The sequence below is a fragment of the Streptomyces sp. BE303 genome, assembly GCF_036290945.1.
Classification (GTDB): Bacteria; Actinomycetota; Actinomycetes; order Streptomycetales; family Streptomycetaceae; genus Kitasatospora.
The window spans coordinates 25,575-50,925 of record NZ_JAQYWZ010000411.1; the positions used below are offsets into that span (position 1 = coordinate 25,575).

General features: G+C 75.5%; 24 protein-coding genes. 10 read left to right on the forward strand and 14 right to left on the reverse strand.

The annotated features are described in order from the left end of the window. The first annotated feature begins 131 nt into the window (after positions 1-131). Positions 132-1,451, forward strand: coding sequence for an RNA polymerase sigma factor (locus tag PUR56_RS07170; protein ID WP_329948320.1), 1,320 nt, complete (start codon positions 132-134; stop codon positions 1,449-1,451). A gap of 4 nt (positions 1,452-1,455) precedes the next feature. Here the strand turns inward: PUR56_RS07170 and PUR56_RS07175 are convergent, their stop codons facing one another. Next, positions 1,456-1,977: a MarR family winged helix-turn-helix transcriptional regulator gene (locus tag PUR56_RS07175; RefSeq protein WP_329879323.1), complete on the reverse strand. Its 522-nt coding sequence runs from the start codon at positions 1,975-1,977 to the stop codon at positions 1,456-1,458. 124 nt (positions 1,978-2,101) lie between these two features. Here PUR56_RS07175 and PUR56_RS07180 point away from each other — a divergent pair, with 124 nt between their 5' ends. Continuing rightward, complete coding sequence (locus PUR56_RS07180) at positions 2,102-2,884, forward strand: dioxygenase family protein (RefSeq protein WP_329879324.1); 783 nt, start codon at positions 2,102-2,104, stop codon at positions 2,882-2,884. 167 nt (positions 2,885-3,051) lie between these two features. Here the strand turns inward: PUR56_RS07180 and PUR56_RS07185 are convergent, their stop codons facing one another. From PUR56_RS07185 to PUR56_RS07195, 3 genes are read right to left on the reverse strand one after another with little or no spacing between them, the layout of a single operon-like run. Further along, a complete protein-coding gene (locus PUR56_RS07185; RefSeq protein ID WP_329948288.1) occupies positions 3,052-3,450 on the reverse strand; it encodes a VOC family protein in 399 nt (132 codons plus the stop codon). Between the two features lie 40 nt (positions 3,451-3,490). Further along, a complete protein-coding gene (locus tag PUR56_RS07190; protein WP_329948289.1) occupies positions 3,491-4,132 on the reverse strand; it encodes a GNAT family N-acetyltransferase in 642 nt (213 codons plus the stop codon). After that, positions 4,129-4,605 (reverse strand): group II truncated hemoglobin, encoded by a 477-nt coding sequence (locus PUR56_RS07195; RefSeq protein ID WP_329948290.1) that lies wholly within the window; start codon positions 4,603-4,605, stop codon positions 4,129-4,131. Before PUR56_RS07195 ends, PUR56_RS07190 begins: the two co-directional genes overlap by 4 nt. A gap of 170 nt (positions 4,606-4,775) precedes the next feature. Between PUR56_RS07195 and PUR56_RS07200 the strand changes: the two genes are divergently transcribed. Together PUR56_RS07200 and PUR56_RS07205 are read left to right on the forward strand one after the other, a co-directional pair. Next, positions 4,776-5,561 (forward strand): SDR family NAD(P)-dependent oxidoreductase, encoded by a 786-nt coding sequence (locus tag PUR56_RS07200; RefSeq protein ID WP_329948291.1) that lies wholly within the window; start codon positions 4,776-4,778, stop codon positions 5,559-5,561. A gap of 123 nt (positions 5,562-5,684) precedes the next feature. Further along, complete coding sequence (locus PUR56_RS07205; RefSeq protein ID WP_329948292.1) at positions 5,685-7,217, forward strand: AMP-binding protein; 1,533 nt, start codon at positions 5,685-5,687, stop codon at positions 7,215-7,217. Here the strand turns inward: PUR56_RS07205 and PUR56_RS07210 are convergent. After that, a complete protein-coding gene (locus tag PUR56_RS07210) occupies positions 7,214-7,990 on the reverse strand; it encodes a helix-turn-helix transcriptional regulator (RefSeq protein WP_329948293.1) in 777 nt (258 codons plus the stop codon). The two genes, PUR56_RS07205 and PUR56_RS07210, sit on opposite strands and share 4 nt — an antisense overlap. 167 nt (positions 7,991-8,157) lie before the next feature. On the opposite strand from PUR56_RS07210, the gene PUR56_RS07215 reads away from it, so the two are divergent. Together PUR56_RS07215 and PUR56_RS07220 are read left to right on the forward strand one after the other, a co-directional pair. Then, positions 8,158-8,991, forward strand: coding sequence for a TIGR03084 family metal-binding protein (locus tag PUR56_RS07215; RefSeq protein WP_329948294.1), 834 nt, complete (start codon positions 8,158-8,160; stop codon positions 8,989-8,991). A gap of 94 nt (positions 8,992-9,085) precedes the next feature. Continuing rightward, positions 9,086-9,571, forward strand: coding sequence for a hypothetical protein (locus PUR56_RS07220; RefSeq protein WP_329948295.1), 486 nt, complete (start codon positions 9,086-9,088; stop codon positions 9,569-9,571). Between the two features lie 107 nt (positions 9,572-9,678). On the opposite strand, the gene PUR56_RS07225 is transcribed toward PUR56_RS07220, so the two are convergent. Both PUR56_RS07225 and PUR56_RS07230 read right to left on the reverse strand, forming a co-directional pair. After that, the gene (locus PUR56_RS07225) at positions 9,679-10,305 is read right to left on the reverse strand and encodes a DUF7691 family protein (protein ID WP_329948296.1); all 627 of its coding nucleotides are present in this window, start codon (positions 10,303-10,305) and stop codon (positions 9,679-9,681) included. A gap of 115 nt (positions 10,306-10,420) precedes the next feature. Next, a complete protein-coding gene (locus PUR56_RS07230; protein ID WP_329948297.1) occupies positions 10,421-11,191 on the reverse strand; it encodes a DUF4232 domain-containing protein in 771 nt (256 codons plus the stop codon). A gap of 60 nt (positions 11,192-11,251) precedes the next feature. On the opposite strand from PUR56_RS07230, the gene PUR56_RS07235 reads away from it, so the two are divergent. Further along, positions 11,252-12,055, forward strand: coding sequence for a serine/threonine protein kinase (locus tag PUR56_RS07235; RefSeq protein ID WP_329948298.1), 804 nt, complete (start codon positions 11,252-11,254; stop codon positions 12,053-12,055). Positions 12,056-12,175: 120 nt separating this feature from the next. On the opposite strand, the gene PUR56_RS07240 is transcribed toward PUR56_RS07235, so the two are convergent. The 3 genes from PUR56_RS07240 to PUR56_RS07250 all read right to left on the reverse strand — a co-directional run bounded on the left by PUR56_RS07240 (position 12,176) and on the right by PUR56_RS07250 (position 18,682). Beyond that, positions 12,176-15,589: an error-prone DNA polymerase gene (locus PUR56_RS07240; protein WP_329948299.1), complete on the reverse strand. Its 3,414-nt coding sequence runs from the start codon at positions 15,587-15,589 to the stop codon at positions 12,176-12,178. Between the two features lie 77 nt (positions 15,590-15,666). Continuing rightward, on the reverse strand, positions 15,667-17,967 hold the full coding sequence (locus tag PUR56_RS07245; RefSeq protein WP_329948300.1) for a Y-family DNA polymerase: 2,301 nt from the start codon (positions 17,965-17,967) through the stop codon (positions 15,667-15,669). 1 nt (position 17,968) lies between these two features. After that, complete coding sequence (locus tag PUR56_RS07250) at positions 17,969-18,682, reverse strand: hypothetical protein (protein ID WP_329948301.1); 714 nt, start codon at positions 18,680-18,682, stop codon at positions 17,969-17,971. Positions 18,683-19,060: 378 nt separating this feature from the next. Here PUR56_RS07250 and PUR56_RS07255 point away from each other — a divergent pair, with 378 nt between their 5' ends. Beyond that, complete coding sequence (locus PUR56_RS07255; RefSeq protein WP_329948302.1) at positions 19,061-19,675, forward strand: DinB family protein; 615 nt, start codon at positions 19,061-19,063, stop codon at positions 19,673-19,675. Here PUR56_RS07255 and PUR56_RS07260 read toward each other — a convergent pair. Continuing rightward, positions 19,645-20,691, reverse strand: coding sequence for a helix-turn-helix transcriptional regulator (locus PUR56_RS07260; RefSeq protein WP_329948303.1), 1,047 nt, complete (start codon positions 20,689-20,691; stop codon positions 19,645-19,647). The two genes, PUR56_RS07255 and PUR56_RS07260, sit on opposite strands and share 31 nt — an antisense overlap. A gap of 201 nt (positions 20,692-20,892) precedes the next feature. Here PUR56_RS07260 and PUR56_RS07265 point away from each other — a divergent pair, with 201 nt between their 5' ends. Beyond that, on the forward strand, positions 20,893-21,309 hold the full coding sequence (locus PUR56_RS07265) for a DUF3224 domain-containing protein (protein ID WP_329948304.1): 417 nt from the start codon (positions 20,893-20,895) through the stop codon (positions 21,307-21,309). Positions 21,310-21,379: 70 nt separating this feature from the next. On the opposite strand, the gene PUR56_RS07270 is transcribed toward PUR56_RS07265, so the two are convergent. From PUR56_RS07270 to PUR56_RS07280, 3 genes are read right to left on the reverse strand one after another with little or no spacing between them, the layout of a single operon-like run. After that, positions 21,380-22,264, reverse strand: a complete 885-nt coding sequence (locus tag PUR56_RS07270; protein ID WP_329948305.1) for a class I SAM-dependent methyltransferase — start codon at positions 22,262-22,264, stop codon at positions 21,380-21,382. Then, on the reverse strand, positions 22,261-23,679 hold the full coding sequence (locus PUR56_RS07275) for an RNA polymerase sigma factor (RefSeq protein WP_329948306.1): 1,419 nt from the start codon (positions 23,677-23,679) through the stop codon (positions 22,261-22,263). The genes PUR56_RS07270 and PUR56_RS07275 overlap by 4 nt, the downstream gene beginning before the upstream one ends. After that, positions 23,676-24,077 (reverse strand): YciI family protein, encoded by a 402-nt coding sequence (locus tag PUR56_RS07280; RefSeq protein ID WP_329879343.1) that lies wholly within the window; start codon positions 24,075-24,077, stop codon positions 23,676-23,678. The genes PUR56_RS07275 and PUR56_RS07280 overlap by 4 nt, the downstream gene beginning before the upstream one ends. 206 nt (positions 24,078-24,283) lie before the next feature. On the opposite strand from PUR56_RS07280, the gene PUR56_RS07285 reads away from it, so the two are divergent. Continuing rightward, positions 24,284-25,255 (forward strand): oxygenase MpaB family protein, encoded by a 972-nt coding sequence (locus tag PUR56_RS07285; protein ID WP_329948307.1) that lies wholly within the window; start codon positions 24,284-24,286, stop codon positions 25,253-25,255. Positions 25,256-25,351: the final 96 nt, after the last annotated feature.

Genomic DNA, 25,351 nt, shown 5'->3' on the forward strand with positions numbered 1-25,351 from the left:
TGCTCTGATGGGTGACCGTGACGGAGCGCAGCGGGGCCGGCGCGGCCGGCCCGACCGACCCGACGGAAACGGCGGACGCGGTCGGCCCGGCCGGCGGGGCGGGTACGGCCGGCGGGGCCGGCGTCGCCGCGATGGTCGAGACGGTCTTCAGGATCGAGTCGGCGCGGATCATCGCCGGTGCCGCCCGCATCGTCCGCGACGTCGGCATCGCGGAGGAACTGGCCCAGGACGCGCTGGTCGCCGCGTTGGAGCAGTGGCCGGAGTCGGGGGTCCCGGAGCGCCCGGGCGCCTGGCTCACGGCCGCCGCCAAGCACCGGGCGATCGACCTCGTCCGCCGCAGGGAGACCTACGCGCGCAAGCTCGCCGAGGTCGGGCGCACGCTGGAGGACGTCCCGCCGCCCGAGCCCGCCGGGCCGGACGACATCGACGACGACCTGCTGAGGCTGATCTTCACCGCCTGCCACCCGGTGCTGTCGGCGGAGGCCCGGATCGCGCTGACCCTGCGGCTGCTCGGCGGGCTGACCACCCCGGAGATCGCCCGCGCCTTCCTCGCCTCCGAGGCGACCGTCGCCCAGCGGATCGTGCGCGCCAAGCGCGGCCTGGCGAAGGCCCGGGTCCCGTTCGAGGTCCCGTACGGGGCGGAGCGGGCGGCGCGGCTCTCCTCCGTCCTGGAGGTCATCTACCTGATCTTCAACGAGGGCTACGCGGCCACCGCCGGGGACGACCTGCTCCGGCCCGGGCTCTGCGAGGACGCGCTACGGCTGGCCCGGGTCCTCGCCGGGCTGATGCCCGAGGAGCCCGAGGTGCACGGCCTGGCGGCCCTGCTGGAGCTCCAGGCCTCCCGGACGGCCGCCCGGACCGGGCCGGACGGGCGACCGGTCCTGCTGGCCGACCAGAACCGCGCCCGCTGGGACCGGCTGCTGATCCGGCGCGGCTTCGCCGCCCTCCGCCGGGCCGGCACCGGGCCGTACGCGGTCCAGGCCGCGATCGCCGCCTGCCACGCGCAGGCCGCGCGGTACGAGGACACCGACTGGGCCACCATCGCCGCCCTCTACGCGCGGCTGATGGCGATCACGCCGTCCCCCGTGGTGGAACTGAACCGGGCGGTGGCCGTGTCGATGGCCGAGGGCCCCGCCGCCGCGCTGGAGGTGGTGGACGCGCTGATGGCGGAACCGGCACTGGCCGGGTACCACCTGCTGCCGAGCGTGCGGGGCGACCTGCTGGCGCGCCTGGGGCGCGGCGCGGAGGCCCGGGCGGAGTTCACGCGCGCGGCGGGCCTGACCCGCAACGCACGGGAGCGGGAGCTGCTGTTGGCGAGGGCTGCGGCCACCGGGGCGGACACCTCCGGGACGACGGGCACGTTCGGCGGAGCGGGAGCGGGAGCGGAGTCCGGCGGAGCGAAGTCCGGCGGAGCAGGTTCCGGCGGAGCGGAGGGGCGGGCGGGGCGGTGAGCCCTCAGAGTGCCTCGTCCAGCCGCAACCGGGCGCTGACCTGGCCGAGGCCCTGGGCCAGGACGGTGAGCTGCTCCCGGCTGAGGACGTCGATCAGCAGCTCCCGGACCAGGGCGACGTGGCCGGGGGCGGCCTCGCGGAGCATCTCGTGCCCCTCCTCCGTGAGTTCGGCGAAGACCCCGCGCACGTCGCTGGGGCAGGAGCGGCGTCCGACCAGGCCCATCCGCTCCAGCTGGGTGACCTGGTAGGTCAGTCCGCTCTTGGAGGTGACCAGCTTGTCCGCCAACTCGGTCATCCGCAGCGAGCCGGCCGGCGCCGCGGAGAGGTGGACCAGGATCTCGTACTGGGTGTGGGAGAGCCCCGAGTCCTCCTTGAGCTGGCGTTCCAGGCGGCGGTTGAGGAGGTTGCTCGCGGTGACGAAGCCCCGCCAGGCTGCCATCTCCTCGTCGTCCAGCCAGCGGGTTTCGCTCGGCGGGCGCGTGGAGGGCGCGGGGGGCGCGGAGGGTGCGGACGACGTGGAGGGCATGAATGGATCGTACTCCTGTTGTTCAAATTCGAACGACGGTGTACGGTCTAAAGTGTCGGAGTTCAAATTTGAACTACTAGCCGGTCGCCCGACCACCCGCCCGAGGAGCAGAGGAAGAGACGTCATGAGCACCGCGGCCCCCGAGCGCATGCCCGCCCTCTACCTGTCGCACGGCGCGCCGCCGCTCGCCGACGACCCGATCTGGCCCGGCCAGCTGGCCGCCTGGTCGGCCGACCTGCCGCGCCCCAAGGCGATCCTGATGGTCTCCGCGCACTGGGAGGAGGCCCCGCTCGCCCTCGGCGCCGTCCTGCCCGTACCGCTGGTCTACGACTTCTGGGGCTTCCCCGAGCACTACTACCGGGTCCGGTACGCCGCTCCCGGCGCACCGGAGCTCGCCGAGCGCGTGCGCAAGCTGCTGCGCGCCCCCGGCACCCCCGTGCAGGACATCCCGGACCGCGGCCTCGACCACGGCGCGTACGTGCCGCTGGTCGAGATGTTCCCCGAGGCGGACGTCCCCGTCCTCCAGGTCTCGATGCCCACCCTCGACCCGCAGCGGCTGCTGGAGATCGGCCGCCGGCTCGCGCCCCTGCGCGACGAGGGCGTCCTGATCGTCGGCAGCGGCTTCTTCACCCACAACCTGCGGGCGCTCAGCCAGGACGGCCGGGTCACCTCGGTGATGGCCGAGTTCGACGACTGGGGCCGGCGCGCCCTGGCGGCGCAGGACCTCGACGCACTGCTCGACTTCGAGCGGAAGGCCCCGGCCGGACGGCTCGCCCACCCGCGGACCGAGCACTTCGCGCCGCTCTTCGTCACGCTCGGCGCGGGCGAGGGCGAGCTGGGCAGTCAGCGCACGGTCATCGACGGGTTCTGGAACGGACTGGCGAAGCGCTCGATCCAGGTGGGCTGACCCGGGTCTCCGGAGACCGGGTCCGGGCCCCCGGAGGCCGGAGGCCGCGCCGGGCGCGGCACGCCGGACGGCCGCCCGCAGGATCTCGTGAGATCCGGCGGGCGGCCGTGGAATCAGACCGTGGAATCAGGCCGTGGAATCAGGCCGTGGGCCGGGCCGTGTCACGGTCAGGCGGTGGCGGTGGCCGACTCGGTCGCGATCCGCTCGGCGGCGCTGCGCTCGACGCAGAACTCGTTGCCCTCGATGTCCGCGAGCGTGGCCCAGCCCTTGCCGTCGGGCGTGCGGTGGTCGCCGACCAGCGTCGCGCCCAGCGCGAGCACGCGCTCCACCTCCTCGTCCCGGGTACGGTCCTGCGGCTGGACGTCGAGGTGGATGCGGTTCTTCACCGTCTTGCCCTCGGGCACCTGGATGAACAGCAGCGAGACGCCCGACGAGACCACCAGGGCCTCCGGGTCACCGGGGTTGTCGTCGTCGCCGACCTTGCCGTCCAGCACCTGCGCCCAGAACTGGGCGAGGCGGTAGGCGTCGGCACAATCGATCGTCACATGTCGCACAAGAGAAGCCATGAGGGCCACTCTGACCTCGATCTTCCTCCCGGTCCAGCACTTAATCCGGGCCGCTCCCCGGACCGGCGACGGGAGCGGTGGGATCGGAGGCCGACCCGGGCGCCCGGCGGCTGTGCAGGTGGCCGTCGAGCGGGAACGGGGGGAACGCCGGGAGGAGCGCCCGGTAGCGGTAGCCGGTCTTCTCCGCCACCCGGCACGACGCCGGGTTGTCCACCTGGTGCAGCAGGTCCAACCGGACCAGGCCGTCCGCCGCGAACACCTCGAACGCCCAGCCGGTGAGCGCCTCCAGCGCGCGCGGAGCCACACCCCGGCCGCGCGCGGCGGCGGCCGTCCAGTAGCCCACCTCGGAGACGGGGCTGCCGCGCTCGCCGCGCTTGAGCACCACGTTGGCGAGCAGCGTCCCGGCCGGACCGCCGGGGCCTCCGGAACCGCCGGGGCCGCCGGGATCCTCCGCGCCGCCCCCGCCCGCCAGGACGGCGAAGCTGTACCGGGTGCCCTCCGCCCAGCCGCGTTCCTGCGCGTCGAGCCAGCGGGCGGCCCCGTCGAGGCCGGTCACCGGGAACCGGGTGAAGTGCCGCAGCGTCGCGTCCCGGTAGATCTCGACCAGGGCCGGGGCGTCCTCCGCCCGGAAGGGGCGCAGGACGAGCCCGTCGGCCGCCGGCCCGCCGAGCACGGTCGTCACCGGCGCCCCTCCCAGCCCCACCGAGGGGTGGGACCCGGGTCTCCGAGGTCGGTGCCGGCCGGGGAGGCGGAGACGTCCTTGGCGATCCTGGTGCCCCAGTCGAAGTACTCCAGGACGCGGCGGCGGAGGAGTTCGTCGTCGGGCAGTTCCTTCCCGACGGCCTCGGCCATGAGCTCCACCCAGCGGGTGCGCTGTTCCTCGGTGATGGCGAGGCCGAGGTGGGAGCGGAGCAGGGACTGGTGACCGCCGAGGTCGGTGGTGAAGCGGTCCGGACCGTCGAAGATCTCGGCCAGCCAGACGGCGACGTGCTCGATGTGGGTGAGCGTGAAGTCCGCGAAGACCGGCGCGAGGAGCGGGTCGGCGAGGACGCCCCGGTAGAAGGTGTTGCTCAGCCGGCGAAGGGCGTCCAGGCCGCCGATCGCGTCGTAGAAGCTGTCGGAACGGTCGAGGCTGTCGGAGCGGTGGTCGCTCATCAGCGGTACTCCCCCGTGGGTCGGTGTGTCGTGACCCTTCCTAGCAGGGGTGCGGAGCGCGCCGTTCCTCCTCCCGGGTGTTTTCGCCGCCGGCTCAGCAACCGGATGTCGGCCTTCCGGTTCGGGCGCCCTTGACCTTGACGCAGGCGGCAGGGTCGGAAGGTTGCGCCATGAACGGGACGACGCGGACACGTGAGGCAGTGCGGCAGGACCCCCGGGTGGTCGTGGTCACCGGGGCGGGGACGGGGATCGGGCAGGAGACGGCGTGGGCGTTCGCCGCGCAGGGGCCGGAGGTCCGGGTGGTGGCGGTCGGGCGGCGGGCCGAACCGCTCGCGGAGACGGCGAGCCGCGCACCGGGCCGGATCGTGCCGCTGGCGGTGGACATCACGGCGCCGGACGGGCCGGAGGCGATCGTCCGGGAGACGCTGGAGCGGTTCGGGCGACTGGACGTCCTGGTCAACAACGCCGGCATCGCCCCGCCCGGCCCGCTCGGCGACTACACCGCGGAGGGCGTCGGCGCGCTCCTCGCCACCAACCTCACCGCCCCCGTCCTGCTCGGCCAGGCCGCCCTCGCCGCACTGACGGCGAGCCGGGGCGTGATCGTCAACGTCAGCACCGCCGTCGGCCAACGGGGTTGGCCGACGAACTCGGTGTACGCGGCGGGCAAGGCCGCGATCGACACGATCACCCGCAGCTGGGCGGTGGAGCTGGCGCCGCGCGGCATCCGGGTGGTGGCGGTGGCACCCGGCGCGATCGAGACGCCGATCGCCGGCGCGCTGCGGATCGCCCGGGAGCGGCTGGCCGTGCTGGAACGCCGCATCGCCGCGCAGCACGAGGCCCGGGACCGGCTGGTCGCCGCGATCGCGGCCGCGGAGGCCGAAACCCTCGCACAGGGCGCGTCTCCCGGGCAGGGAGTGGCCTCGGTCGCGGCCGACGAGGCGGCCGCACCGGCCTGATGCCGGACGGCGACGCGGCGGGCGCGGGGGCCGGACGGGCCGGCGGTTCGGCGCGGGCGCCCGTACGGGTGACACCCCCGATCGGGGGTGTGCAGGGCGCGACGCGCGGAGGACAGTGGGCGCATGCAGATTCCACTCTCCGTGATGGACTTCCTCGACCGGGCCGAGCTGGTCTACGGCGACCGGGTCGGCATCGTCGACGAGCCGCTCCAACCGGCCGAATCCTGGGGCGATCTGACATATCGTCAGGTCGCCCGGCTGGCCCGGGCACAGGCCGCCGGACTGGACCGGCTCGGGGTCGGCCCGGGCGAGCGGGTCGCCGTCGTGTCGCACAACTCCGCCCGGCTGCTGACCTCGATGTACGGCGTGAGCGGCCACGGCCGGGTACTGGTGCCGGTGAACTTCCGCCTGAAGGCGGAGGAGGTGTCGTACATCGTCGAGCAGAGCGGCGCCTCCGTCCTGCTGGTGGACCCTGAACTGGCCGACCCGCTGGCCGGGGTGGTCGCCAAGCACAAGTTCGTGATCGGTGCGGACAGCGACGCCCTGCTGTACGACTTCGACAACGCGCCGCGCCGGTACGCGATCTCCGAGAACGACACCGCCACCGTCAACTACACCAGCGGAACCACCGCCCGCCCCAAGGGCGTTCAGCTCACCCACCGGAACATCTGGCTGAACGCCGTCCTGATGGGACTGCACTTCGGGGCCGGCGACCGGGACGTCTACCTGCACACCCTGCCGATGTTCCACGCCAACGGCTGGGGCCTGCCGTTCTCCCTCACCGGGCTGGGCGCGCAGCACGTGGTGCTCCGGAAGGTGGACGGCGCCGAGATCCTGCGCCGGATCGACCGGCACGGGGTGACCTTCCTCTGCGGCGCGCCGGCGGTGGTGCAGATGGTGCTGGACGCGGCCGAGGACTGGGACGGTCCGGTCCCCGGCCGGGACCGGGTGCGGATCATCGTGGCCGGGGCGCCGCCGCCGACCTCGGTGGTGCAGCGGGTCGAGTCCGAACTCGGCTGGGAGTTCATGCAGATCTACGGCCTGACCGAGACCTCGCCGGTGGTGACGGTGAACCGCTCCCGCGCCGAGTGGGACCTCCTCCCCGCCGCCGAGCGGGCCGAGAGGCTGGTGCAGGCGGGCTCGCCCGCGATCGGCAACCAGGTGCGGGTGGACGACCAGGGCGAGGTCCTGGTCCGCTCCAACGTGGTGCTGGACGGCTACTGGCAGCAGCCGGCGGCCACCGCCGAGGCGATCCGGGACGGCTGGTTCCACACCGGCGACGGCGGCACCCTGGTCGACGGCTACCTGACCATCTCGGACCGGAAGAAGGACGTGATCATCAGCGGTGGGGAGAACGTCTCCTCGATCGAGGTGGAGGACTGCCTCTACGACCACCCCGCGGTGGGCGAGGCCGCGGTGATCGGCGTCCCGGACGCCAGGTGGGGCGAGACGGTCAAGGCGCTGGTGGTGCTCAAGCCGGGCGCCGAGGCCGACGAGGCGGAGCTCATCGCGCACTGCAAGGAGCGCCTGGCCGGATACAAGTCACCCACCTCGGTGGAGATCCGGGACACGCTGCCGCGCACGACCACCGGCAAGCTGCAGAAGTTCCGGCTCCGCGAGCCGTACTGGGCGGGGCGGGACCGGAAGGTCAACTAGCTCGCGTCCAGGAGGCCCGACTCGCGCGCCGCCAGGGCGAGTTCGGTGCGGTTGCGGACACCCAGCTTGTGCATGGCGCTCTTCAGGTAGCCGGTCACCGTGTTGCAGGTGAGGCCGAGCTGGGCGGCGATCTCCGGGTTGGTCCGGCCGGTCGCCGCCCAGCGGAGCACCTCGTGCTCGCGCCGGGTCAACGGCGTCGCGGGGGCCGCCGCCCCGGTCGCCTTCCGGGTCGGGGGGCCGCTCCAGGCGGCGGCCCCGGCCAGCGCCCTGGTGGCCGCCTCGGCCAGCCTGCCGACGGCGGCGATCCGGACGTCCCCGAACGGGACGACCGCACGCAGCGACGCGTACACCACGCCGTGCACGGCACCGCCGTGCAGCAGCGGGACGGTGAGCATCGCGTACAGGTCCTCGGCGATGACGGCGGCGTCGTAGTGGTGCGAGATGGTGGTGGCGGCCCGGTAGTCGGGCACCCAGCTGGGGGCGCGCTCGGCCAGCGCCCGGCCGCCGAGGCCGGTCCCGGCGGGGACGGCGAGGCCGTGCAACAGGTCGGCCCTGGTGCCGGCCCAGTGCCGCAGCACCATGCCCGCGGGACCGCGCCCGCGGGCTCCCCGGCCGGGCGCACCCGGTTCCGGCACGCCGACCAGGCCGACGTCGGCGCCGCAGTCGGCCACCACCCGGCGGGCGAGGTCGCCGAGCACGGCGTCCCGCACGAGCTCGGCGGCCCGTGCGGCGAGGTCGTCGGGGGCTCCGGTGACGGCGGTCGTGGCGGTCATGCGTGATTCTCACACGGGGTCCGGGCGTTGAGGAGGGGTCGGGACGCGCCTTCGGCGTGCGTGTTCCGTGGAGTTCCGGGCGAGTCCGGGCGGCACGGCGTAGGGTGCGGGCGCGAGGTTACCGGCGAGTCACTACCAGGGTGGCCACAGGTGCGAAGGGGAGATCCATGACGGAACCGAACACTCCCGGGGGGTCGGCCGTGCTGACCGGACTGCTGGCCGACCTGCGGGCCGAGAGCGAGGTGCTGGACGGGCTGGTCGCCGGACTGGAGCCGGAACAGTGGGCCGCGGACACCCCCGCCCGGGGGTGGACGATCGCGCACCAGATCGCGCACCTCGCCTGGACGGACGACTGGTCGGACCGGGCGGCCCGCGACCCCGAGGGCTTCGTCACCGAGTCCGGCCGGATCTTCGGCGAACTGCTGGCGGCCGGCGCGGACCCGGTCGAGGACGGCGCCTCCCGCGGAGCCGCCGAGGATCCGGCCGCCCTGCTGGCCCGCTGGCGGTCGGGGCGGGGGCGGCTGGCGGAGGCCCTCGCGGCGGTGCCGGCCGACACGCGCCTGCCGTGGCTGGGCCCGCCGATGAAGGCCCCGTCGATGGCGACCGCGCGCCTGATGGAGACCTGGGCGCACGGGCAGGACGTCGCGGACGCGCTCGGCGCCGTCCGCGAGCCGACCGCGCGGCTGCGGCACATCGCGCACCTGGGCATCCGGACCAGGGGGTTCGCGTTCACGGTGCACGGACTGCCGGTGCCGGAGTCCCCGGTGCGGGTGGAACTCACCGCGCCGGACGGGACGGTGTGGACGTGGGGCCCGGCCGGGGCGGCGGACCGGGTCGACGGGCCCGCCCTGGACTTCTGCCTGCTGGTCACCCGGCGCCGGCACCGCGACGACCTCTCGCTGACGACCACCGGCGACGCGGCGGAGACCTGGCTGCCGATCGCACAGGCCTTCGCGGGGCCGCCCGGGGAGGGCCGGAAAGCGGGATCATCACCCCGGTAAACAACATGATGATGCGTCATATCACGGCGCAATCGCTCTAAACCACACGTTTCGGCGATAGCCAGAGTTCGTTGGCGAATGATGGACTGCCGCCATGACTCGGATGAACACCATGCGTACCGTCCTGGCCGGCGCCGCCGCCCTCCTCGCGGTGGGCGGCCTGGCCGCCACACCCGCCCAGGCCGCGTTCGCGCCGCCCGCGGGCACGGCCGCCGCCACGCACGCGGAGGTGCGGGCCGGCACTCCGGCCGCCCACCGGGTGGTCACCTTCTTCGAGGAGTACCGTCGGGCGGTCCTCGGGGAGAGCGGCGAGACCCCGCGCGCCGTCCGCGAGCGCTACCTCACCCCGCACCTCGACTTCCGGCTCGACGCCTGGGCGCACGATCACGACGCCGACCCGGTGTTCCGCGCCCAGAACGTCCCGGCGGACTGGTCCGCCCAGCAGGTGAAGGAGGAACTCGGCTTCGCCTCCGTCCGGCTCACCGAGTTCTGGGGCGGGGGCGAGAGCCGGCACGTCTGGTACGTCGTCCGCCTCGTCGACCTGCGGATCGTCGAACTCAACGACCGGCCCGCCTTCTGAGCCCCGGGGAACGACCTCCGGACGGCTGAGAGAAGAACTCCGGCGCGGCGCAGACACCCCCCACGACTGCGCCGCGCCGGTGACGTCCCCGGGCGACGGGGCCCGGGTCACCTGCCGCCGTCGCGGACGAGGAGCAGGCCCCGGCCCGCGCCGAGCGCCCCGTCGACCCAGGCCGACAGGTCCTCTCCGACCAGTGCCTCGACCTCCTCGATCGCGTCCTCGTCACCGCCCGGGAGCAGCTCGACGTCGTCGTGGATCCGGCCGGTGTCGAAGCCGGCCAGTTCGGCGAGGACGGCGGCGAGGGCCCCCGGCTCCGCGAAGGTGGGGAAGGGCCACGGATCGTCGGGCGCCGCCCCGGCCCGCGGGAAGGCCCACGGCCGCCCCCAGAGCTCGGCGAGGGCCGGCAGCCCCCAGGCGACGAAGGCCTCCGTCAGCTCGTCCCAGCCCCGACCGGGCAGGACGATCGAACCGAGCGGCTCCCCGACCGTGGGGCCGAGGAGTTCCAGCAGCCAGGTGTAGCCCGCCGGGCGGTCCGGATCGAGACGCCCGGTGACGAGCTCCCGCAGCGCCGTTCGGACCTCGGCGGGCTCGGTGGCCCGCAGCAGGGCACCGGCCGCCGTCAGGTCCTCGATCCTTCCGAGGGCCTGCCGGACGAGGTCCTCGTCCCGGGATCCGACCAGGGAGAGGAGGGCGTCCGCGTCGACCGCGTATGCGGAGAGGTACTGTTCAGCCATCCCCGACTATCTGCACACCGCCATGTCGGCTCCACCGCAGGGTCGTTGAGGGGCACGACGGCACGACCCGGCCCGCCCCGGGGTCACGGGGTCACGGGGTCACGGGGTCACGGGGTCACGGGGTCGACTGTCCGGGCCGCCGGTCCGGCGTCCGCGCGGCGGTCTCGGCCGACTTGGTCCAGGGGGAGACACCGAGCTTGCCGGTGGTCCCCAGATCGAGCTCGGCGGGAACGGTGAGACGGGGGCGGCCCGGCAGCGGGGCGACGTCCAGGAAGCGGCCGTGGTCGGCCGCCCTGTCGCCCGCGGTGACGGTGTTGCGCCAGGCCACCTGGAACTCGGCGGTCTCCCCGGGCCGGAGGGTGACCGGCTTCGCGGCTGCGTCGAAGTTCTCCAGCGTCGCGATGCCCGCCGAACCGCTGCCGACGGTCACCGCGAGGGGCGCGCGTTCGGCGTCGAGGACGCGGATGCCGGGACGGCCGTTGAGGGTGTAGGGGCGGGTCCCGCAGTTGGTCAGCCGGATCGACATGACACGCAGGCCCATCGCCGCGGCGACCTCGCCGACGGCCGGCGAGACGCCCTCGGGGGAACAGACGGGGGCAGGGGTCGACGGCCCGGGGGGCACGGCACCGGAGGGAAGGGCATCGGCGGTGACCAGCGGGAAGGCGGTCGGCCGGGCGCTCGCCGCCGGGGCGGTGGCAGCCGAGGCGGTGGGCGCGGCCGAGGACGGCGCGTCGCCGATCGTGCGCGCCGGGCCGGGCGCTCCCCCGCCGGCCCCGGTCACCGAGGTGCTTCCGCAGCCGGCCACCGCCACGACGGCCCCGAGCAGCACGCCTGCCCGGGCCGGGATGGGTGTCCGGCGGGCGGCGGCCGACTGGGTCGAGTTCATGGGACCGATCATGGCATGAAACGGGAGGCACTCCGTTCGTGCGCGGCGTAGGCTCGCGCCATGCTCGACGCGCCGCCGGTCCCCGACCTCCTGTCCCATCTCCGTTCCGTGGGAACGGTGTTCGCCTCCTTCACCGCACAGGACTCCGGCTGCGTGGCGTACGGGGTGGTGGAACCCGGCGGGGCCCGCTGGTTCGTGAAGGCCGCCGTGACGGAGCGCGCGGTGGCCTCGATGGAGCGGGCCGCCGCACTGCACGCCGCCGTCCGGCACGAGGCGATCGTCCCGCAGCTGCACCGCTTCACGGCCGCCGGGCTGCCGGCGGTGGTGATGCCGTGGCGCGACGGCGAGGTGCTGTACCACCCGACGACGGACGGCGGCCGGGGTACCGCCGCCCGGACCGACCCGGCGAGCCCGACCGCCCGCTTCCGTTCCCTGCCGGTGCCCCTGGTGGCGGAGGCCCTGGACACCGTCCTGGACGCGCATCTGGCGGTCGCCCGAGCCGGGTTCGTCGCCTGCGACTTCTACGACGGCTGCCTGCTGTACGACTTCGCGCGGCACCGGCTGCACCTGTGCGACCTGGACGAGTACCGCCCGGGGCCGTTCACCGTCGACGTGGACCGGCTGCCGGGCTCGAAGCGGTTCATGGCGCCGGAGGAGTTCCGGCGCGGCGCGGTGATCGACGCCCGCACCACGGTGTTCACGCTGGGCCGTGCCCTGCGGCTCCTGCTCGACGCCGGCGACGAGGAACGGGACTGGCGCGGGGGCCCGGCCCGACTCGCCGTGCTGGAGCGGGCCACGGCGGCCGATCCGACCGAACGCTGGCCCGGCGTCGAGGAGTTCGCCGCCGCCTGGCGAGCCGCGTGAGTCGCCCGGGCCGTCTGCGCCGCCCGAACCGTCCGGACCGCTGAACCACCCGAACCCCGTCCGGACCGCTGCGGAGGCGGCGGGTCCGGGGGCCCGGGGCCTCCGCCGGGCCGCGGCGCCTCAGATGCCGATCCGCAGCGGGGTGAGCCGGGTGGCGATCAGGTTGGTGGCGCCCCGGTCGCGCTCGACGTGCCCGTACACGAGCAGGCCGGCCCGGTCGAGGGCGGCGCGGCGCTGCGACTCCCAGACCGGCCGACTGCAGATGACGTTGATCAGCCCGGTCTCGTCCTCCAGGCTGAGGAAGAGCACCCCGCCCGCCGTCGGCGGACGCTGCCGGTGGGTGACCAGCCCGCCGACCACCACCGCCGAACCCGGCACCACGTCCGGGAGCTGGGCGGCGGTGAGCGCGCCGCCGCGTTCCAGGTGGTCGCGCAGGTGCTGGAGCGGGTGGCTGGTCGCGGAGGTGCCGGTCGCCCAGAGGTCGGCGATGGTCTCCTCGATCGGGGTCATCCCGGGGAGCGGCGGCGCCTCGGTGCCGGGCGTCGTCCCGGGGATGAGATCCGCCGAGACCCCCGCGAACGCCCCTGCCGCCCAGAGCGCCTGCCGCCTGTTCAACCCGAAGCAGCCGAACGCGCCCGCCGAGGCGAGCGCCTCCATGGCCGGTGCGGGCAGACCGGTCCGGCGGGCGAAGTCCTCCAGGTCCGTGTACGGCTGCCCGGCCGCGACCGCCTCGGCCTGCGCGGCGCCGATGCCCCGTACGGTGTCCAGGCCGAGCCGGATCGCGGGCTGCGGCGTGCCCGCGGTCAGCGGCGGCGCGGGCGTCGGCCCCCGGTACGGTTCCAGGGTGGGCCGGGACCCGCTGGCGTTGACGTCCACCCCGCGCACCCGGACGCCGTGCCGCCGGACGTCCGCGATCAGGCTGAGCGACGAGTAGAAGCCCATCGGCTGGTTGGCCAGCAGCGCGCAGGTGAAGGCCGCCGGATAGTGGTACTTGAGCCAGGCGCTGGCGTACACGAGGTAGGCGAAGCTGATCGCGTGCGACTCCGGGAATCCGTAGTTGGAGAAGGCCTCGATCTTGGTGTAGACGTCCTCGGCGACCTCCTCCGGGATGCCGCGTTCGGCCATCCCGCCCAACAGCCGCTCGCGCAGCCGGGCCACGCGTTCGTGCGAGCGCTTGGCGCCCATCGCCTGACGGAGGAGGTCCGCCTCGGCGGGAGTGAACCCCGCGCAGTCGATGGCCAGTTGCATCATCTGCTCCTGGAACAGCGGCACCCCGAGGGTCTTGCCGAGCGCGTTCTCCATCAGCGGGTGCGGGCAGCCGGCCGGCTCCACCCCCGCACGCCGGCGCAGGTACGGGTGGACGGACCCGCCCTGGATCGGGCCGGGCCGGATCAGCGCGACCTCCACCACCAGGTCGTAGAAGTGGTCCGGCTTGAGCCTCGGCAGGGTGGCCATCTGGGCGCGCGACTCGACCTGGAAGACACCCACCGTGTCGGCCCGCCGCAGCATCGCGTACACGCCCGGGTCGTCGTCCGGGACGGTCGCCAGGTCGTAGCGCCGGCCGTGGTGCTGCTCGACCAGGTCACAGGCGTCGTGCAGGGCCGCGAGCATGCCGAGACCGAGCAGGTCGATCTTCACGAGTCCGGCGCCGGCCACCGACTCCTTGTCCCACTGCAGCACGGACCGCCCCGGCATCCGGGCCCACTCGGTCGGGCAGATCTCCGCGATCGGCTCCCGGGTGAGCACCATGCCGCCCGAGTGGATGCCCAGGTGGCGCGGCAGACCGTGGAGTTGTCCGGCGAGGGAGAGCACGTCGGCGGGCACCACGGCGTCCGCGCCGGGCGGGGAGCGGAAGTCGGCCTGCCGGCTGAACGCGTCCACCTGCCCCTGCGGGTAGCCGAGCACCCGGGCGGCGTCGCGCAGTGCCAGCCGGGGCCGGTAGGTGATCACGTTGGCGACCTGGGCGGCGTGCTCGCGCCCGTACCGGCGGTAGACGTACTGGATGACCTCCTCGCGGCGGCGGTTCTCGATGTCCAGGTCGATGTCGGGCGGCCCGTCGCGGGCGGTGGAGAGGAAGCGCTCGAAGAGCAGCCGGTAGTGGACCGGGTCGACGGCGGTGATCCCGAGCGCGAAGCAGACCGCCGAGTTGGCCGCCGAACCGCGCCCCTGGCACCAGATCCCCTCCCGGCGGCAGAAGTCGACGATGTCGTGGACGATCAGGAAGTACCCGGCCAGGTCGAGATCCTCGATGACGTCCAGCTCGCGGGCGAGCTGACGGCGGGCCGGGCCGTTGCCGGGCCCGAAGCGGGCCGGGCCGCCCTCGGCGACCAGCGCGCGCAGATGGCTGATCTCGGTGTGGCCGGACGGGACGGGGTAGCCGGGCAGTTCCGGATCCAGCTTGGCGAAGTCGAAGGCGCAGGCACGGGCCAGGTCCACGGTCGCCTCCCGCACGCCGGGGAAGCGGGCCAGCCTGGCGGCCATCTCGCGGCCGGAGCGCAGGTGCGCGGTGCCGGCGGCCTGCGTCCAGCCCGCCGCCTCCGGGAGCGTACGGCGGTCGTGCAGCGCGGCGAGGCTCTGGGCGAGACGGCCCTGGGCGGGGCCGGCGTGGTGGGCGTTGGTGGAGGCGACGGTGGTCAGGCCCAGCCGGGCGGCCAGGGCCGCGAGGGCGTCGTTGCGCAGGTCGTCGCCGGGCAGCCACTGGTCGATCAGTTCGACGTGGACGTTGTCGCGACCGAACGCCTCGGCGAGCGAGCGGAGTTGACGCTCGGCCCCGCCGGCGTCGGAGCCGGGGCCGGGGCCGGGGAGGAGGGCGGGTCCGGGGAGGAGGGCGGGGCCGGGAAGGAGGGTGGGGACGGGGACAGGACCGCCGCCGGTGCCGGGACCGGCGGGTGCGGCCGGGGACGCGGGGGTGCTCGCGAGGGCGGCGGGGACGCGGCCGAGGCGGCAGCCGGTGAGCACCGCCCAGTGGCCGTCGTGCGCGTCCGCGAGAGCCGCGAAGTCGTAGGCCGGCCTCCCCTTGGCCCCGCCCGCGAGTTGGGCCGCCCCGATGGCGGCGGACAGGCGGCGGTAGCCCTCCGGGTCGCGCGCCAGGACGAGGAGGTGTTCGACCCGCCCCCTCTCGTGACCGATCGTCAGTTCCGCGCCGAAGACGGTGGCCACGCCCGCCTCACGGGCCGCCGCGGCGAGTCTGACCGCTCCGTAGAGGCCGTCGTGATCGGTGAGCGCGAGCGCCTCGACGCCCAACCGGGCGGCCTCGGCGACCAGTGCCTCGGGGTCGCTGGCGCCGTCGAGGAAGCTGAAGGCGGAGTGGACGTGCAGTTCGGCCCAGGCGGGGGCAGGGGCGGAGGCAGAGGCCGGGCCGGTGGCACCGGCAGACCCGGCAGACCCGGCGGGTCCGGCGGGTCCGGCGGGTCCGGCGGTTTCAGGATCGCGGCGCAGCGGGACGACGTCGCCACCCGCCGGGCCGGGCCGGCCGCCGGTCAGGCGGCGGCGCAGCTCGCTCCAGGGGAGGGTGGGGTGACTCGTGAATCCCATCGGGGGTGACGCCTTCGGTCTCTCGTTTTCCTGACCCCCCTCGGTCGTTCGCGCCGGGCCGCCGGAGCGCCCCGGTGTCAGTCGTAGCCGGCCTCCACGAGCCAGACGCCCCCCTCCACCGTCAGCAGCAGCGCGAGGCCGCCCGCCACCGTGACCTGGAAGCGCGCCCGTCGGCGGGCGCGCGCCGGATCCCACCAGTACTCGACGGCCGGCCAGGGCCCGGTCCAGCCGTCCACCGCCAGTTGCCGCCCGCGCACCGTGACGGTGGACGGCCGGGCCGACACCCCCGCCCGGCCGTCCACCGTCACCGGTCGCCCGTCCGCGTCCAGCACCGCCGCCGGCAGCGGGGTGCGGTGCACCACGGTCGGCCAGACGTCCCGCAGCCGCCCCGGCCAGGGCGCGTCGGCGGGCGCGTCCGGGTCGTACGGCTCGCCCCACGGCACTCGGACCGCCTGCTCGTCCGGCCCCCGTCCGCCTGCCGGCTCGATCCGGCGCAGCCCGGCATGCCCGAGCACCGCCTGGACCCTGGCCACCGCGCGTTCCACCCGGTCGTCCGCCACCGCCTGCCCCCAGAGGGCGAGTTGCCGGCCCTGGTCGGGGGTGAGGTCGTCGGGGACGAGGCGCAGCGCGGTGAAGCCTCCCGCGCCGGGGTCCTCGGAGTCGTGGCGGCTCTCCGGGCCCCGGGGGTTCCGGCGGCCCCGGGGACTGCCGGGGCCGCGGAGGCCGTCCGGGCCGCGGGGGCCGCCGGCCGGCCCGGCGTCGAAGGTGCCCGTGCTCTGCCAGGCCTGGAGCTGCCAGCGGACCCGTTCGGCGAGCGCCGTCGCCGAGAGCCGGCCCTCGTGCCGCCAGAGCCGCGCCACGGTCCGACCGTCCGCGCACTCCACCTCGACGGCCACCCGCTGGCAGGTCAGCCCCGCCCCGGCGAGCCGTTGGTGCAGCCGCTCGGCCAGGGTCCGGGCCACGAACACCAGGGGCTCGGCGAGCGGCTCGGGCGGGTCGAAGCGCTGCTCGACCGAGAGGTCCGGCCCGCCCGTACGCGGCACCAGCGGGCGCGGCTGCAACCCGCGGGCCAGCCGGTGCGCCGTCGTACCGGCCGGGCCGAAGCGGTCCGCCACCGCCTCGGCCGGCAGCGCGGCGAACGCCCCGACCGTGGGCAGGCCCAGCCGGTCCAGCAGCTCCGCCAGTACCTCGTCACCGAGCACGGCCACGGGGTAGGGCGCGAGGAACTCCGCCGTCCGCCCGGCCGGGACCAGCACGCCGGCGCGGGCGGCGAGCACGGCGGCGAACAGGCCGTCGGCCACCCCGACCTGCCCGCACGGGGCAGGGGCAGCGGCGAGACCCTCCGCCGCAGGGGGCCCCGGTCGCCCGGCCGCCGGCCCCCCGGGCTGCGGGCCGGACGGGTCGGGCTGCGGGCGCGCGCCCTCCCGACGGGACTCCGCCGGGTGAGGAGCCTCCGGCGGGTGCGCAGCCGCCGGGCCGAGGCCGTCCGGGCGGGACTCCGGACGGGCGGGTTCCGGGCGGCCGTCCGGACGGGCGGGTTCCGGCGGGTAGGCCGCCGGCCGGGCGAAACCGCCGCGCGCGCCGTCCCTGGCCGCGGGCGTGGCGGCGAACAGCTCGTCCACCCCGGCGGTCCGGCGGCGGGGTGCGGTCCGGTCCGCGTCCGCGTCCGCCGGGTGCAGCGGGACGACCTCGGCGACCTCGGCGACCGGAGCGGGGCCCCGGTCGTCGGGGCTCGTGCCGGGACGGGTGCCGGGGTCGAGTCCGGGGTCCGGCGCAGGGCGGACACCGGCCGCCGACTCGGCATCTACCGGGTGCACCGGCCGGCCGGCCGCCGCAGGGCCGGCGTCGGTGGCCGCCGCCGTCGGGACGGCCGCCGCCAGGGCAGCCGTCACCGCGCCCTGGACCTTCGCCGCGAGCGCCTCCTCCCCGCCGAAGTACCGGCCCGGCCCCTTCACCGGGATCGCGCACAGCCCCGGGCGCAGCACCTCCACCCGCGGGGTGAAGGCCTCCACCGCCGCGACCACCGGCTCGAACCGCCGGGTCTCCGCCTCCGGGTCGCGGTCGCGCAGCTCCAGCGCGGGGCAGAGGCGCTGGGCCAGCTTGAGCCGCTGCCCCTGCCGCACTCCGGCCGCCCGGGCCGCCGCCGAGCACGCCAGCACCCGGCCGCCCTCGACCACCGCCACCGGGATGCCGCCGCCGGCACTCCCCGCCGCGACCGGGCGCCCGTCCGCGCCGATGCTCCCGTCCGCACCGGCGGCCACCGCCGGGCCGGCGTCCCCGGGGCGCTCGACGGCCACCACCGGCCAGTCCGGGCACCAGACCACCAGCACCCGCGGGGTACCGGCCCCGCTCACCCCGCTCGCTCCGCCGTCGGCCATCTCACACCACCGCCATACGGTCGAGGCCCGCCCCGGCCCCCGACGTCACGTCCTCCCCCGCCTCGTCCACCACGACCCCGGCGGCCGTCTCCTCCACGACCCGCGCCGTGCCGTGCGCGTCCGGCAGCCAGAGCCGGGCGGTCCGCCCGCGCACGGCCGAGCCGCGCCCCTCCGCGACGACCTCCACCTGCCGCCCGGTGAGCTGCCCGTGCCCGTCGCCCAGTCCGAACCACTGCCCGGACCGCACGCCCAACCGCAGCCCGGCCCCCGGCCACGGCCCGGCCACCAGGAGCACGCAGGCGCTGCGGCGCAGCACGGCCGCCAGCCGGGCGGCCAGGTTCGGCGGAACGGGGCCGTCCGGGCGCAGCATGATCAGCTCGACCGCCCCGGCCAGCACCGACACCACCTCGGCCCAGTGCGGCCCGGGGTCGTCGGCCACCAGCAGTCTCCGCAGGTCCAGCCCGTATCCGGCGGCCGCGGCCAGCCCGAGGTCAGGCAGCCCGACCGCCGCCGCCCACCCGCCCTCGGTCTCCCGCACTCCGGCGGCCAGCGCGAGCAGCAGCCCGGCGTCCCCGCCCGCCACCGACACCGCCGTCCCGCGCCGCAGGCCGCCCTCCGGCAGTACGCCCCGCAGCGCCGGCACCACCGGGAGCAGTCCGCGCCCGGCGTCGGTGCCCGTCCCGCCGGCCTCGCACAGCGCAGCCGCAGACGCCACCGGTCGGAGCGGCCTCCGCTCGACGGTGGATTCGAAAACAGATTCGAAAACGGGCACGCCCCCAGGATCGAACATTCGTTCGTAAAGATTCAAGTCCGATTACCCCACCCCAGCCGCTACGCTCCGTGACATCGACGGGCGTCCCGGCATCGACCGGGCACCCGGCCCAGGGGTCGGGGAGCCGGCGGCCGGGGCGCCCGCAGGATCCGGAACCCGCCCTCGACCGCCCCACCGCGAACCGTCTCGGACCGTCTCGGACCGTCTCGGACCGCGCTCGACCACCCCTCACCGTCGAAGGCCCGACGCGGGTCCGGACGCCGAAGTACCCGACGGGGACATAGGGGTGATCGAACGTCGAGGGGACAGCAGACTTCCCCCATGACGCGCACGGATCACTTCAAGAAGGACCTCCGGACCTATCTGCAGGACGCCCGCGACGCCCTGCTGTGGAAGCTCGAAGGGCTGTCGGAGTACGACGTCCGCCGACCGCTGACCCCCACCGGGACCAACCTGCTGGGGCTGGTCAAACACACGACCGCCGCGGAGGCGATGTACTTCGGAGAGGTCTTCGGGCGGCCGTTCGAGGCGCCGCGCCCCTGGATCACGGGTGACGCCGAACCCAACTCGGACTTCTGGGCGACGCCGGAGGAGAGCCGGGAAGACATCGTCGAGCTGTACCGCGCGGCCTGCGCCCACGCCGACGAGACCATCGCGTCACTGGCGCTGGAGGCGGTCGGACGGGTGCCCTGGGGGAACCGGAGCGAGGTGACCCTCCACCACAGCCTGGTCCACATGATCGCCGAGACCCAGCGGCACGCCGGGCACGCCGACGTCGTCCGGGAGCTCGTGGACGGTGCCACCGGACAACGCCGGGAGGGCGGCAACATGGCGCCCGGCGACGAGGCGTGGTGGGCGGGGCACCGGGACCGGGTGGAGCACGCCGCCCAGGAGGCCGGGAGGGCTCAGGCGGGCGGGAGCGGGGGCGGGGCGTAGCGGCGGGCGAGGGCGGTGACGGCCCGGGCGACGGCGCTGCGGAGGTCGGGCGGGCCGAGGACCTCGGCCTCGGGGCCCAGGCGGAGGAGGTCCCCGACGGCCACCGCCGTGCTCTCGACGGAGAGTCGCACCTCCGTCCAGCCCTCGGCGTCGGGCGGTCCGGCGGTGGCGAGCGCCCGGGCGCCGGCGGCACCGAACCGCATGGGGAGCAGGCGCCGGGCCTCCGGGGAGACGCGGAGGTGGGCGGTCTGCTGGTGGAGGGCCGCCGTCAGACGGCGGGAGTTCTCCTCCCAGTGCGCGGCCAGGTCGAAGCCGGCGGGGCGTTCGAAGGTCTCGGCGGTGACGTCGACGGCGAGGAGACGCGAGACCCGGTAGGTGCGGACGGACTCGGCGGGGGCGGCCGAGTCCGCGACGGCGGGGGCCGCCGGGGCAGGGGCCACCGCGACGGCGGGGGCCGTGCGGGCCACCAGGTACCAGATGCCGCCCTTGAGGACGAGGCCCAGCGGGTGCAGCACCCGGTGCACCTCGCCGCGCCAGCGGCGGTAGTGGACGCGCACCACCCGCCGGTCCCAGACCGCCCGCGCGACGGGGGCCAGGAGGGCGACCGGGTCGGCGTCGCGGAACCAGGCCGGTGTGTCGAGGTGGAAGCGGTCCTGGACGCGGCGGGTGCGTTCGGCGAGTTCGGCCGGAAGGGCGGCCTGGAGCTTCAGTTGCGCGGTGGCGAGCACCGCGCCGAGGCCGAGCTCCCGCGCCGGGCCGGGCGCCCCGGTGAGGAAGAGGGCGTCGGCCTCCGCGTCGGTGAGCCCGGTGAGCCGGGTGCGGTACCCGTCCATCAGCCGGTAGCCGCCCTCGGGACCCCGGTCGGCGACGACGGGGACGCCCGACGCGGCCAACGCCTCGACGTCCCGGTAGACGGTACGGACCGACACCTCCAGCTCGGCGGCGAGTTCGCCGGCCGTCGTCCGGCCACGGTTCTGGAGCAGGAGCAGGAGGGCGAGGAGCCGGTCGGCGCGCATGCCCGCATTCTGCTGCCCGTACCTGACAGAAGGTGTCAGGTACGGGCACCAGAGTGGTCCTCGGGGGTACGGCACACCTGCCGTACGCAGGGCGGGTGCAGGCGCGCGCCCAGCCGCACCGGCGCGCGGTCACACAGGCGCACGCCCGCACTCCCCGCCCGCACTTCCCGCCCGCACACGCGGACTATTCCGAGGACGGCAATGAGCGCACAGACCATCACCACCACCGGCCGGATCGGCTACGCCCAGTGGGAGGAGACGGCGATCGGTTCGACGGAGGTCACGCCCCGGCTGGCGCGCGCCTCCGTCGTCAACACCTTCACCGGCGGGATCGAGGCGGCGGACACCGCCTGCGAGTACGTCTTCGTCTACGCGACCGGGACGACCGGCACCTTCACCGGGCTGGAGTCGGTCACCGGACGACTGGACGGCCGCGCGGGCTCCTTCACCCTGGAGGAACGCGGATCGTTCGAGGAGGACGGCACGGTGCGCTGCACCTTCGAGGTGGTCCCGGGAACGGCCGTCGGCGAGCTGGCCGGCCTGCGCGGGAGCGGCTCCTTCGTCTACCGTCCGGGCGAGTCGCCGTTCCCGTACGTCTTCGCCTACGAACTCGACTGAGCCCGCCGCCCGGGGACGCCCCCCGCGTCCGCCCCTCGTCCTCGCCCGCCTCCCCGCCCCCGCCCGGTGGCTACGCCCGCCCGGTGAGGACGGAGACCCGGACCTGCTCCGGGTAGCCGCGGTCGCCGGGCTCGGGCAGCGCGGCGAGCAGCCGGGCGGCGAAGGCGGGGCGCTCGGCCGGGGCGGGCAGTTCGGGGGCGGGGATGGCGGAGTAGACGGTGCCGAGGAGCTGGTCGGGGGTCAGGGCGTCCTCGTAGTCGAGGACGGTCTCGCCGACGTCCGCGAACCCGGCGGCGGCCAGCGCCCGGGCGTAGCGGTCGCGGTCGTCGGTCGCGGTCCCGCAGGAGGTGGCGGCCGGACGGCCGAAGTGGTCCTCCAGGACGGACCGCAGGGCACGCGACCAGTCGGTGTCCTGGGCCCAGACGGGAGTGCCGTTGGCGATCACCGCGACGCCTCCGCCCGGGCGGGTGAGCGGGCGGAGGGTGCGGAAGAGCTCGTCGGGGCGCATCCAGTGGATGGCGTTGCCGATCACGGTCACGCCGAGCGGACGGCGGCCGGGCAGCAGGGCGGAGAGGGCCGGGACGTCGGCGTCGGTGCCGAGCAGCCAGAGCGCGTTGTGCACGCCGTCGCGGTCGGCGGCGGCTCTGGCCTGGCGGAGCATGTCCGGCTCGGGGTCCATGCCGATGACGGTGCGGACGTGGGCGGCGAGCGGGAGGGCGAGTTGACCGGTGCCGCAGCCGAGGTCGAGGGCGAGGTCACCGATGGCGGGGTGGGCGTCCAGGGCGAAGGCGGTCCGCAGCGCGTCGAGGACGGGCGGCGGGTAGCCGCGGCGGTAGTCGGCGTAGTAGGCGGCCACGTCACCGGAGAAGTCGGGGGGCGCGGACGCGGCATGGGCGTCGGAGGCGGAAGCGGGGACGGGAGCGGGGGCGGCCTCGGCGGCGGCGGGCGTCGTCATGGTCCGCAGCCTCCCCCGCCCCCGGCCGTTTCAGGCGACCGATCGCTGTCGGCGGACACGGCGGGCACGTCCCGGGCGGACGCCTCCCCCACGGGGGTCTCCCCCAGCGGCGCCGCCCCTCCCCCTGCCTCCGGCTCCGCCCCCGCCGCCGCCCGGGCCGCGCGCAGGCTGAGGTGGTGCCGTTCCGGGAGGCTGGCGGTGCGGCGGGCGGCGGCGCGGTAGTCGGCGACGGCGGCCTCCCGCTCCCCCGCCAGCTCGTGCAGGTGGGCCCGGACGGCGTACAGCCGGTGGTGGTCCGTCAGCGCGGGCGGCACCTCGGCGAGCAGGGCGAGGCCCGCCGCCGGGCCGTCCACCATGGCGGTGGCGACCGCCCGGTTCAGGGTGATCAGCGGATTGTCGGAGATCCGGGCCAGCACCCCGTACAGGGCGAGGATCTGCGGCCAGTCGGTCGCGGCCGCGGTCGGTGCCTCGTCGTGGACGGCCGCGATCGCCGCCTGCACCTGGTAGGGGCCGACCGGGCCGCGCGGCAGGGCGGCGGTGATCAGCGCGACGCCCTCCGCGATCGCGGCGGCGTCCCAGCGGCCGCGGTCCTGTTCGGCGAGCGGGACGAGCTCGCCGTCCGGGCGGGTGCGGGCCGGACCGCGGGCCTCCGTGAGCAGCATCAGCGCGAGCAGTCCGGCCACCTCGGCGTCGTCCGGTAGCAGCGCGTGGACGGCCCGGGTGAGGCGGATCGCCTCCCGGGACAGTTCGACGCGTCGCAGGGCGGGGCCGGTGCTGCTGGCGTAGCCCTCGTTGAAGACCAGGTAGAGGACGTGCAGCACCGCGTCGAGCCGGGCCGGCCACTCTGCGGCGTCCGGCTCCGGCATCCGGAACGGCACGCCGGAGGACTTGATCCGCTGCTTGGCGCGGCTGATCCGCTGTCCCATGGTCGCCTCGGGGACGAGGAAGGCACGGGCGATCTCGCCGGTCGTCAGGCCGCCGACCGAGCGGAGGGTGAGCGCGATCGCCGAGGCGGGCGAGAGGGCGGGGTGGCAGCAGAGGAAGAGCAGGGTGAGGGTGTCGTCCCGGGAGCCCCCGTCCTCGGCGTCGGCCGGGGGCGCGGCCTGCCGGTCGGCCGGGACCTGCCCGGCCACCAGGTCCTCGCGCCGGCGGCGGGCCTGTTCGCTGCGGACCTGCTCGGTCATCCGCCGGCCGGCCACCTGGACCAGCCAGCCGCGCGGGTTGCGCGGCACGCCCTCGTCCGGCCACTGGGTGGCGGCGTCCAGCAGGGCCTCCTGGACGGCGTCCTCGGCGGTGGCGAAGTCTCCGTAGCGGCGGGTGAGCACGCCGACGACCTGCGGCGCGAGGGAGCGCAGCAGGTCGTCGACGGCCGGTGGGGCGTCCGGTCCGGGCGCCGGCGGCTCGGGTCCGGTCACTGCTCGGTGGGCGGGGCCGACATGACCTGGCGCACCTCGATCGGCATGTTCAGCGGTTCCCCGCCCGGGCCGGGCGCGGCGGAGACGGCGGCGGCGATCTCGACCGCCCGGCGCTCGGTGTCACAGTCCACGATCCACCAGCCGGCCACCCACTCCTTGGTCTCCGGGAACGGCCCCTCGGTGACCACCGGGGCGCCGCCGCTGTGCGAGCGGACGATCCGGGCGGTCTCCGGCATGGCCAGACCCTGGGCGTCGACCAGTTCGCCGTCCTCGGCGAGCCTGGTGTTGGTGTCCCGCATGAAGCGGATGTGCGCCTGGATCTCCTCGGGCTTCCACTCGTCGATCTTCGGGAAGTCGGCGGCCTTCTCGCTGAACTGCATCAGCAGCATGTACTTCATGGTTCCGCTCCTCGTTCGTCGTGCCCGCCCCGGTCGGAGGGGCTCTCACGGGTAGGTAGAAGCACGCCGCGCGATTTCGACGTCCTCGGCGGGAATCTCGGGAAAAAGTTAGCCGGACCCCCCGACGGCCCGCGCGCAGCGACACCCCGCCCACCGCGGGAGGAGCCCGTTGACCGCTTCCCGACCGGCCCCCTAGGGTCGACCGGGTGCAGCGATACGACTGGCTGAGGAAGATTCAGCAGATGGACCCGGAGACCGAGTTCACCGAGATCTACCGGATCAGCAGCTGGTACGAGTTCCCCTGGGACACCGTCCAGTCACTCAGCTTCGCGCTCTACCGCACCTACGCGGTCCCCGGCATCGGCCGGCTGCTCGCGGAGACCGGCGAGTTCACCGGCCGCACGCAGAAGCGGTACGACGACACCACGCTGATCCTGGAGGCGGTGCTCGAACACGGCTTCGACTCCACGCAGGGGCGCGAGGCGATCCGCCGCATGAACCAGATGCACCGCCGGTACGACATCTCCGACGCCGACTTCCTGTACGTGCTCGCCACCTTCGTCGTGATCCCCAAGCGCTGGCTGGACGACTACGGCTGGCGCCGCTACTCCCCGCACGAGCGGCGGGCCGCCACCAACTACTTCCGCGAGCTGGGCCGGCACATGGGCCTGCCCGGGATACCGGAGACGTTCGAGGAGTTCGAGCAGCTGCTCGACGACTACGAGCGCGCGCACTTCGCCTTCGACCCGGGCGGCCGGGCGGTCTCCGACTCCACCCTGGGGCTGATGGCCTCCTGGTACCCCGCGCCGCTGCGGCCGTCGATGCGGCTCTCGTCGATCTGCCTGCTCGACGACCCGCTGCGCGAGGCGTTCGGCTACCCGGCCCCGCCGGCCGCGCTCCGGCGCGCCGTCCGCACCGGCATGTGGCTGCGCGGGCGCGCCGTCCGGCTCCTCCCGCCCCGGCGCCGGCCCTACCTGGCCCGTGACAACCGCCAGGTGCGCGGGTATCCCGGCTACCCGTACGGCTACCGGATCGGCGACCTCGGCACGTTCGAGGAGGGGTCCGGCCCGGCCGGCGGCTGCCCGTTCCCGCACGCGAAGTCCCCCGAGACCCGGGCCGCACAGGCGCGGGCGCCGCAGGCGCCGCAGGCCCCACAGACCCCGCAGGCCGACGGCTGAGCCGGATCCGCGGCAGCAGTACGGTGGCCGACGGGGGCGCAGGGAGGACCCGGCGCGCGGAGCGACGGTCCCGGCGTCCCCGTGTCCCGGCGGCTC

Bases quoted from the DNA above. Each gene is read 5' to 3' on its own strand.
- PUR56_RS07260 (WP_329948303.1), bottom strand. From the start codon at position 20,691: ATGCGCGCCGACCGGCTCCTCGCCCTCCTGCTCCTGCTCCAGAACCGT.
- PUR56_RS07220 (WP_329948295.1), top strand. From the start codon at position 9,086: ATGACTCGGATGAACACCATGCGTACCGTCCTGGCCGGCGCCGCCGCC.
- PUR56_RS07235 (WP_329948298.1), top strand. From the start codon at position 11,252: ATGCTCGACGCGCCGCCGGTCCCCGACCTCCTGTCCCATCTCCGTTCC.
- PUR56_RS07200 (WP_329948291.1), top strand. From the start codon at position 4,776: ATGAACGGGACGACGCGGACACGTGAGGCAGTGCGGCAGGACCCCCGG.
- PUR56_RS07270 (WP_329948305.1), bottom strand. From the start codon at position 22,264: ATGACGACGCCCGCCGCCGCCGAGGCCGCCCCCGCTCCCGTCCCCGCT.
- PUR56_RS07255 (WP_329948302.1), top strand. From the start codon at position 19,061: ATGACGCGCACGGATCACTTCAAGAAGGACCTCCGGACCTATCTGCAG.
- PUR56_RS07215 (WP_329948294.1), top strand. From the start codon at position 8,158: ATGACGGAACCGAACACTCCCGGGGGGTCGGCCGTGCTGACCGGACTG.
- PUR56_RS07230 (WP_329948297.1), bottom strand. From the start codon at position 11,191: ATGAACTCGACCCAGTCGGCCGCCGCCCGCCGGACACCCATCCCGGCC.
- PUR56_RS07225 (WP_329948296.1), bottom strand. From the start codon at position 10,305: ATGGCTGAACAGTACCTCTCCGCATACGCGGTCGACGCGGACGCCCTC.
- PUR56_RS07210 (WP_329948293.1), bottom strand. From the start codon at position 7,990: ATGACCGCCACGACCGCCGTCACCGGAGCCCCCGACGACCTCGCCGCA.
- PUR56_RS07280 (WP_329879343.1), bottom strand. From the start codon at position 24,077: ATGAAGTACATGCTGCTGATGCAGTTCAGCGAGAAGGCCGCCGACTTC.
- PUR56_RS07185 (WP_329948288.1), bottom strand. From the start codon at position 3,450: ATGGCTTCTCTTGTGCGACATGTGACGATCGATTGTGCCGACGCCTAC.
- PUR56_RS07205 (WP_329948292.1), top strand. From the start codon at position 5,685: ATGCAGATTCCACTCTCCGTGATGGACTTCCTCGACCGGGCCGAGCTG.
- PUR56_RS07240 (WP_329948299.1), bottom strand. From the start codon at position 15,589: ATGGGATTCACGAGTCACCCCACCCTCCCCTGGAGCGAGCTGCGCCGC.
- PUR56_RS07170 (WP_329948320.1), top strand. From the start codon at position 132: ATGGTCGAGACGGTCTTCAGGATCGAGTCGGCGCGGATCATCGCCGGT.
- PUR56_RS07195 (WP_329948290.1), bottom strand. From the start codon at position 4,605: ATGAGCGACCACCGCTCCGACAGCCTCGACCGTTCCGACAGCTTCTAC.
- PUR56_RS07265 (WP_329948304.1), top strand. From the start codon at position 20,893: ATGAGCGCACAGACCATCACCACCACCGGCCGGATCGGCTACGCCCAG.
- PUR56_RS07245 (WP_329948300.1), bottom strand. From the start codon at position 17,967: ATGGCCGACGGCGGAGCGAGCGGGGTGAGCGGGGCCGGTACCCCGCGG.
- PUR56_RS07180 (WP_329879324.1), top strand. From the start codon at position 2,102: ATGAGCACCGCGGCCCCCGAGCGCATGCCCGCCCTCTACCTGTCGCAC.
- PUR56_RS07175 (WP_329879323.1), bottom strand. From the start codon at position 1,977: ATGCCCTCCACGTCGTCCGCACCCTCCGCGCCCCCCGCGCCCTCCACG.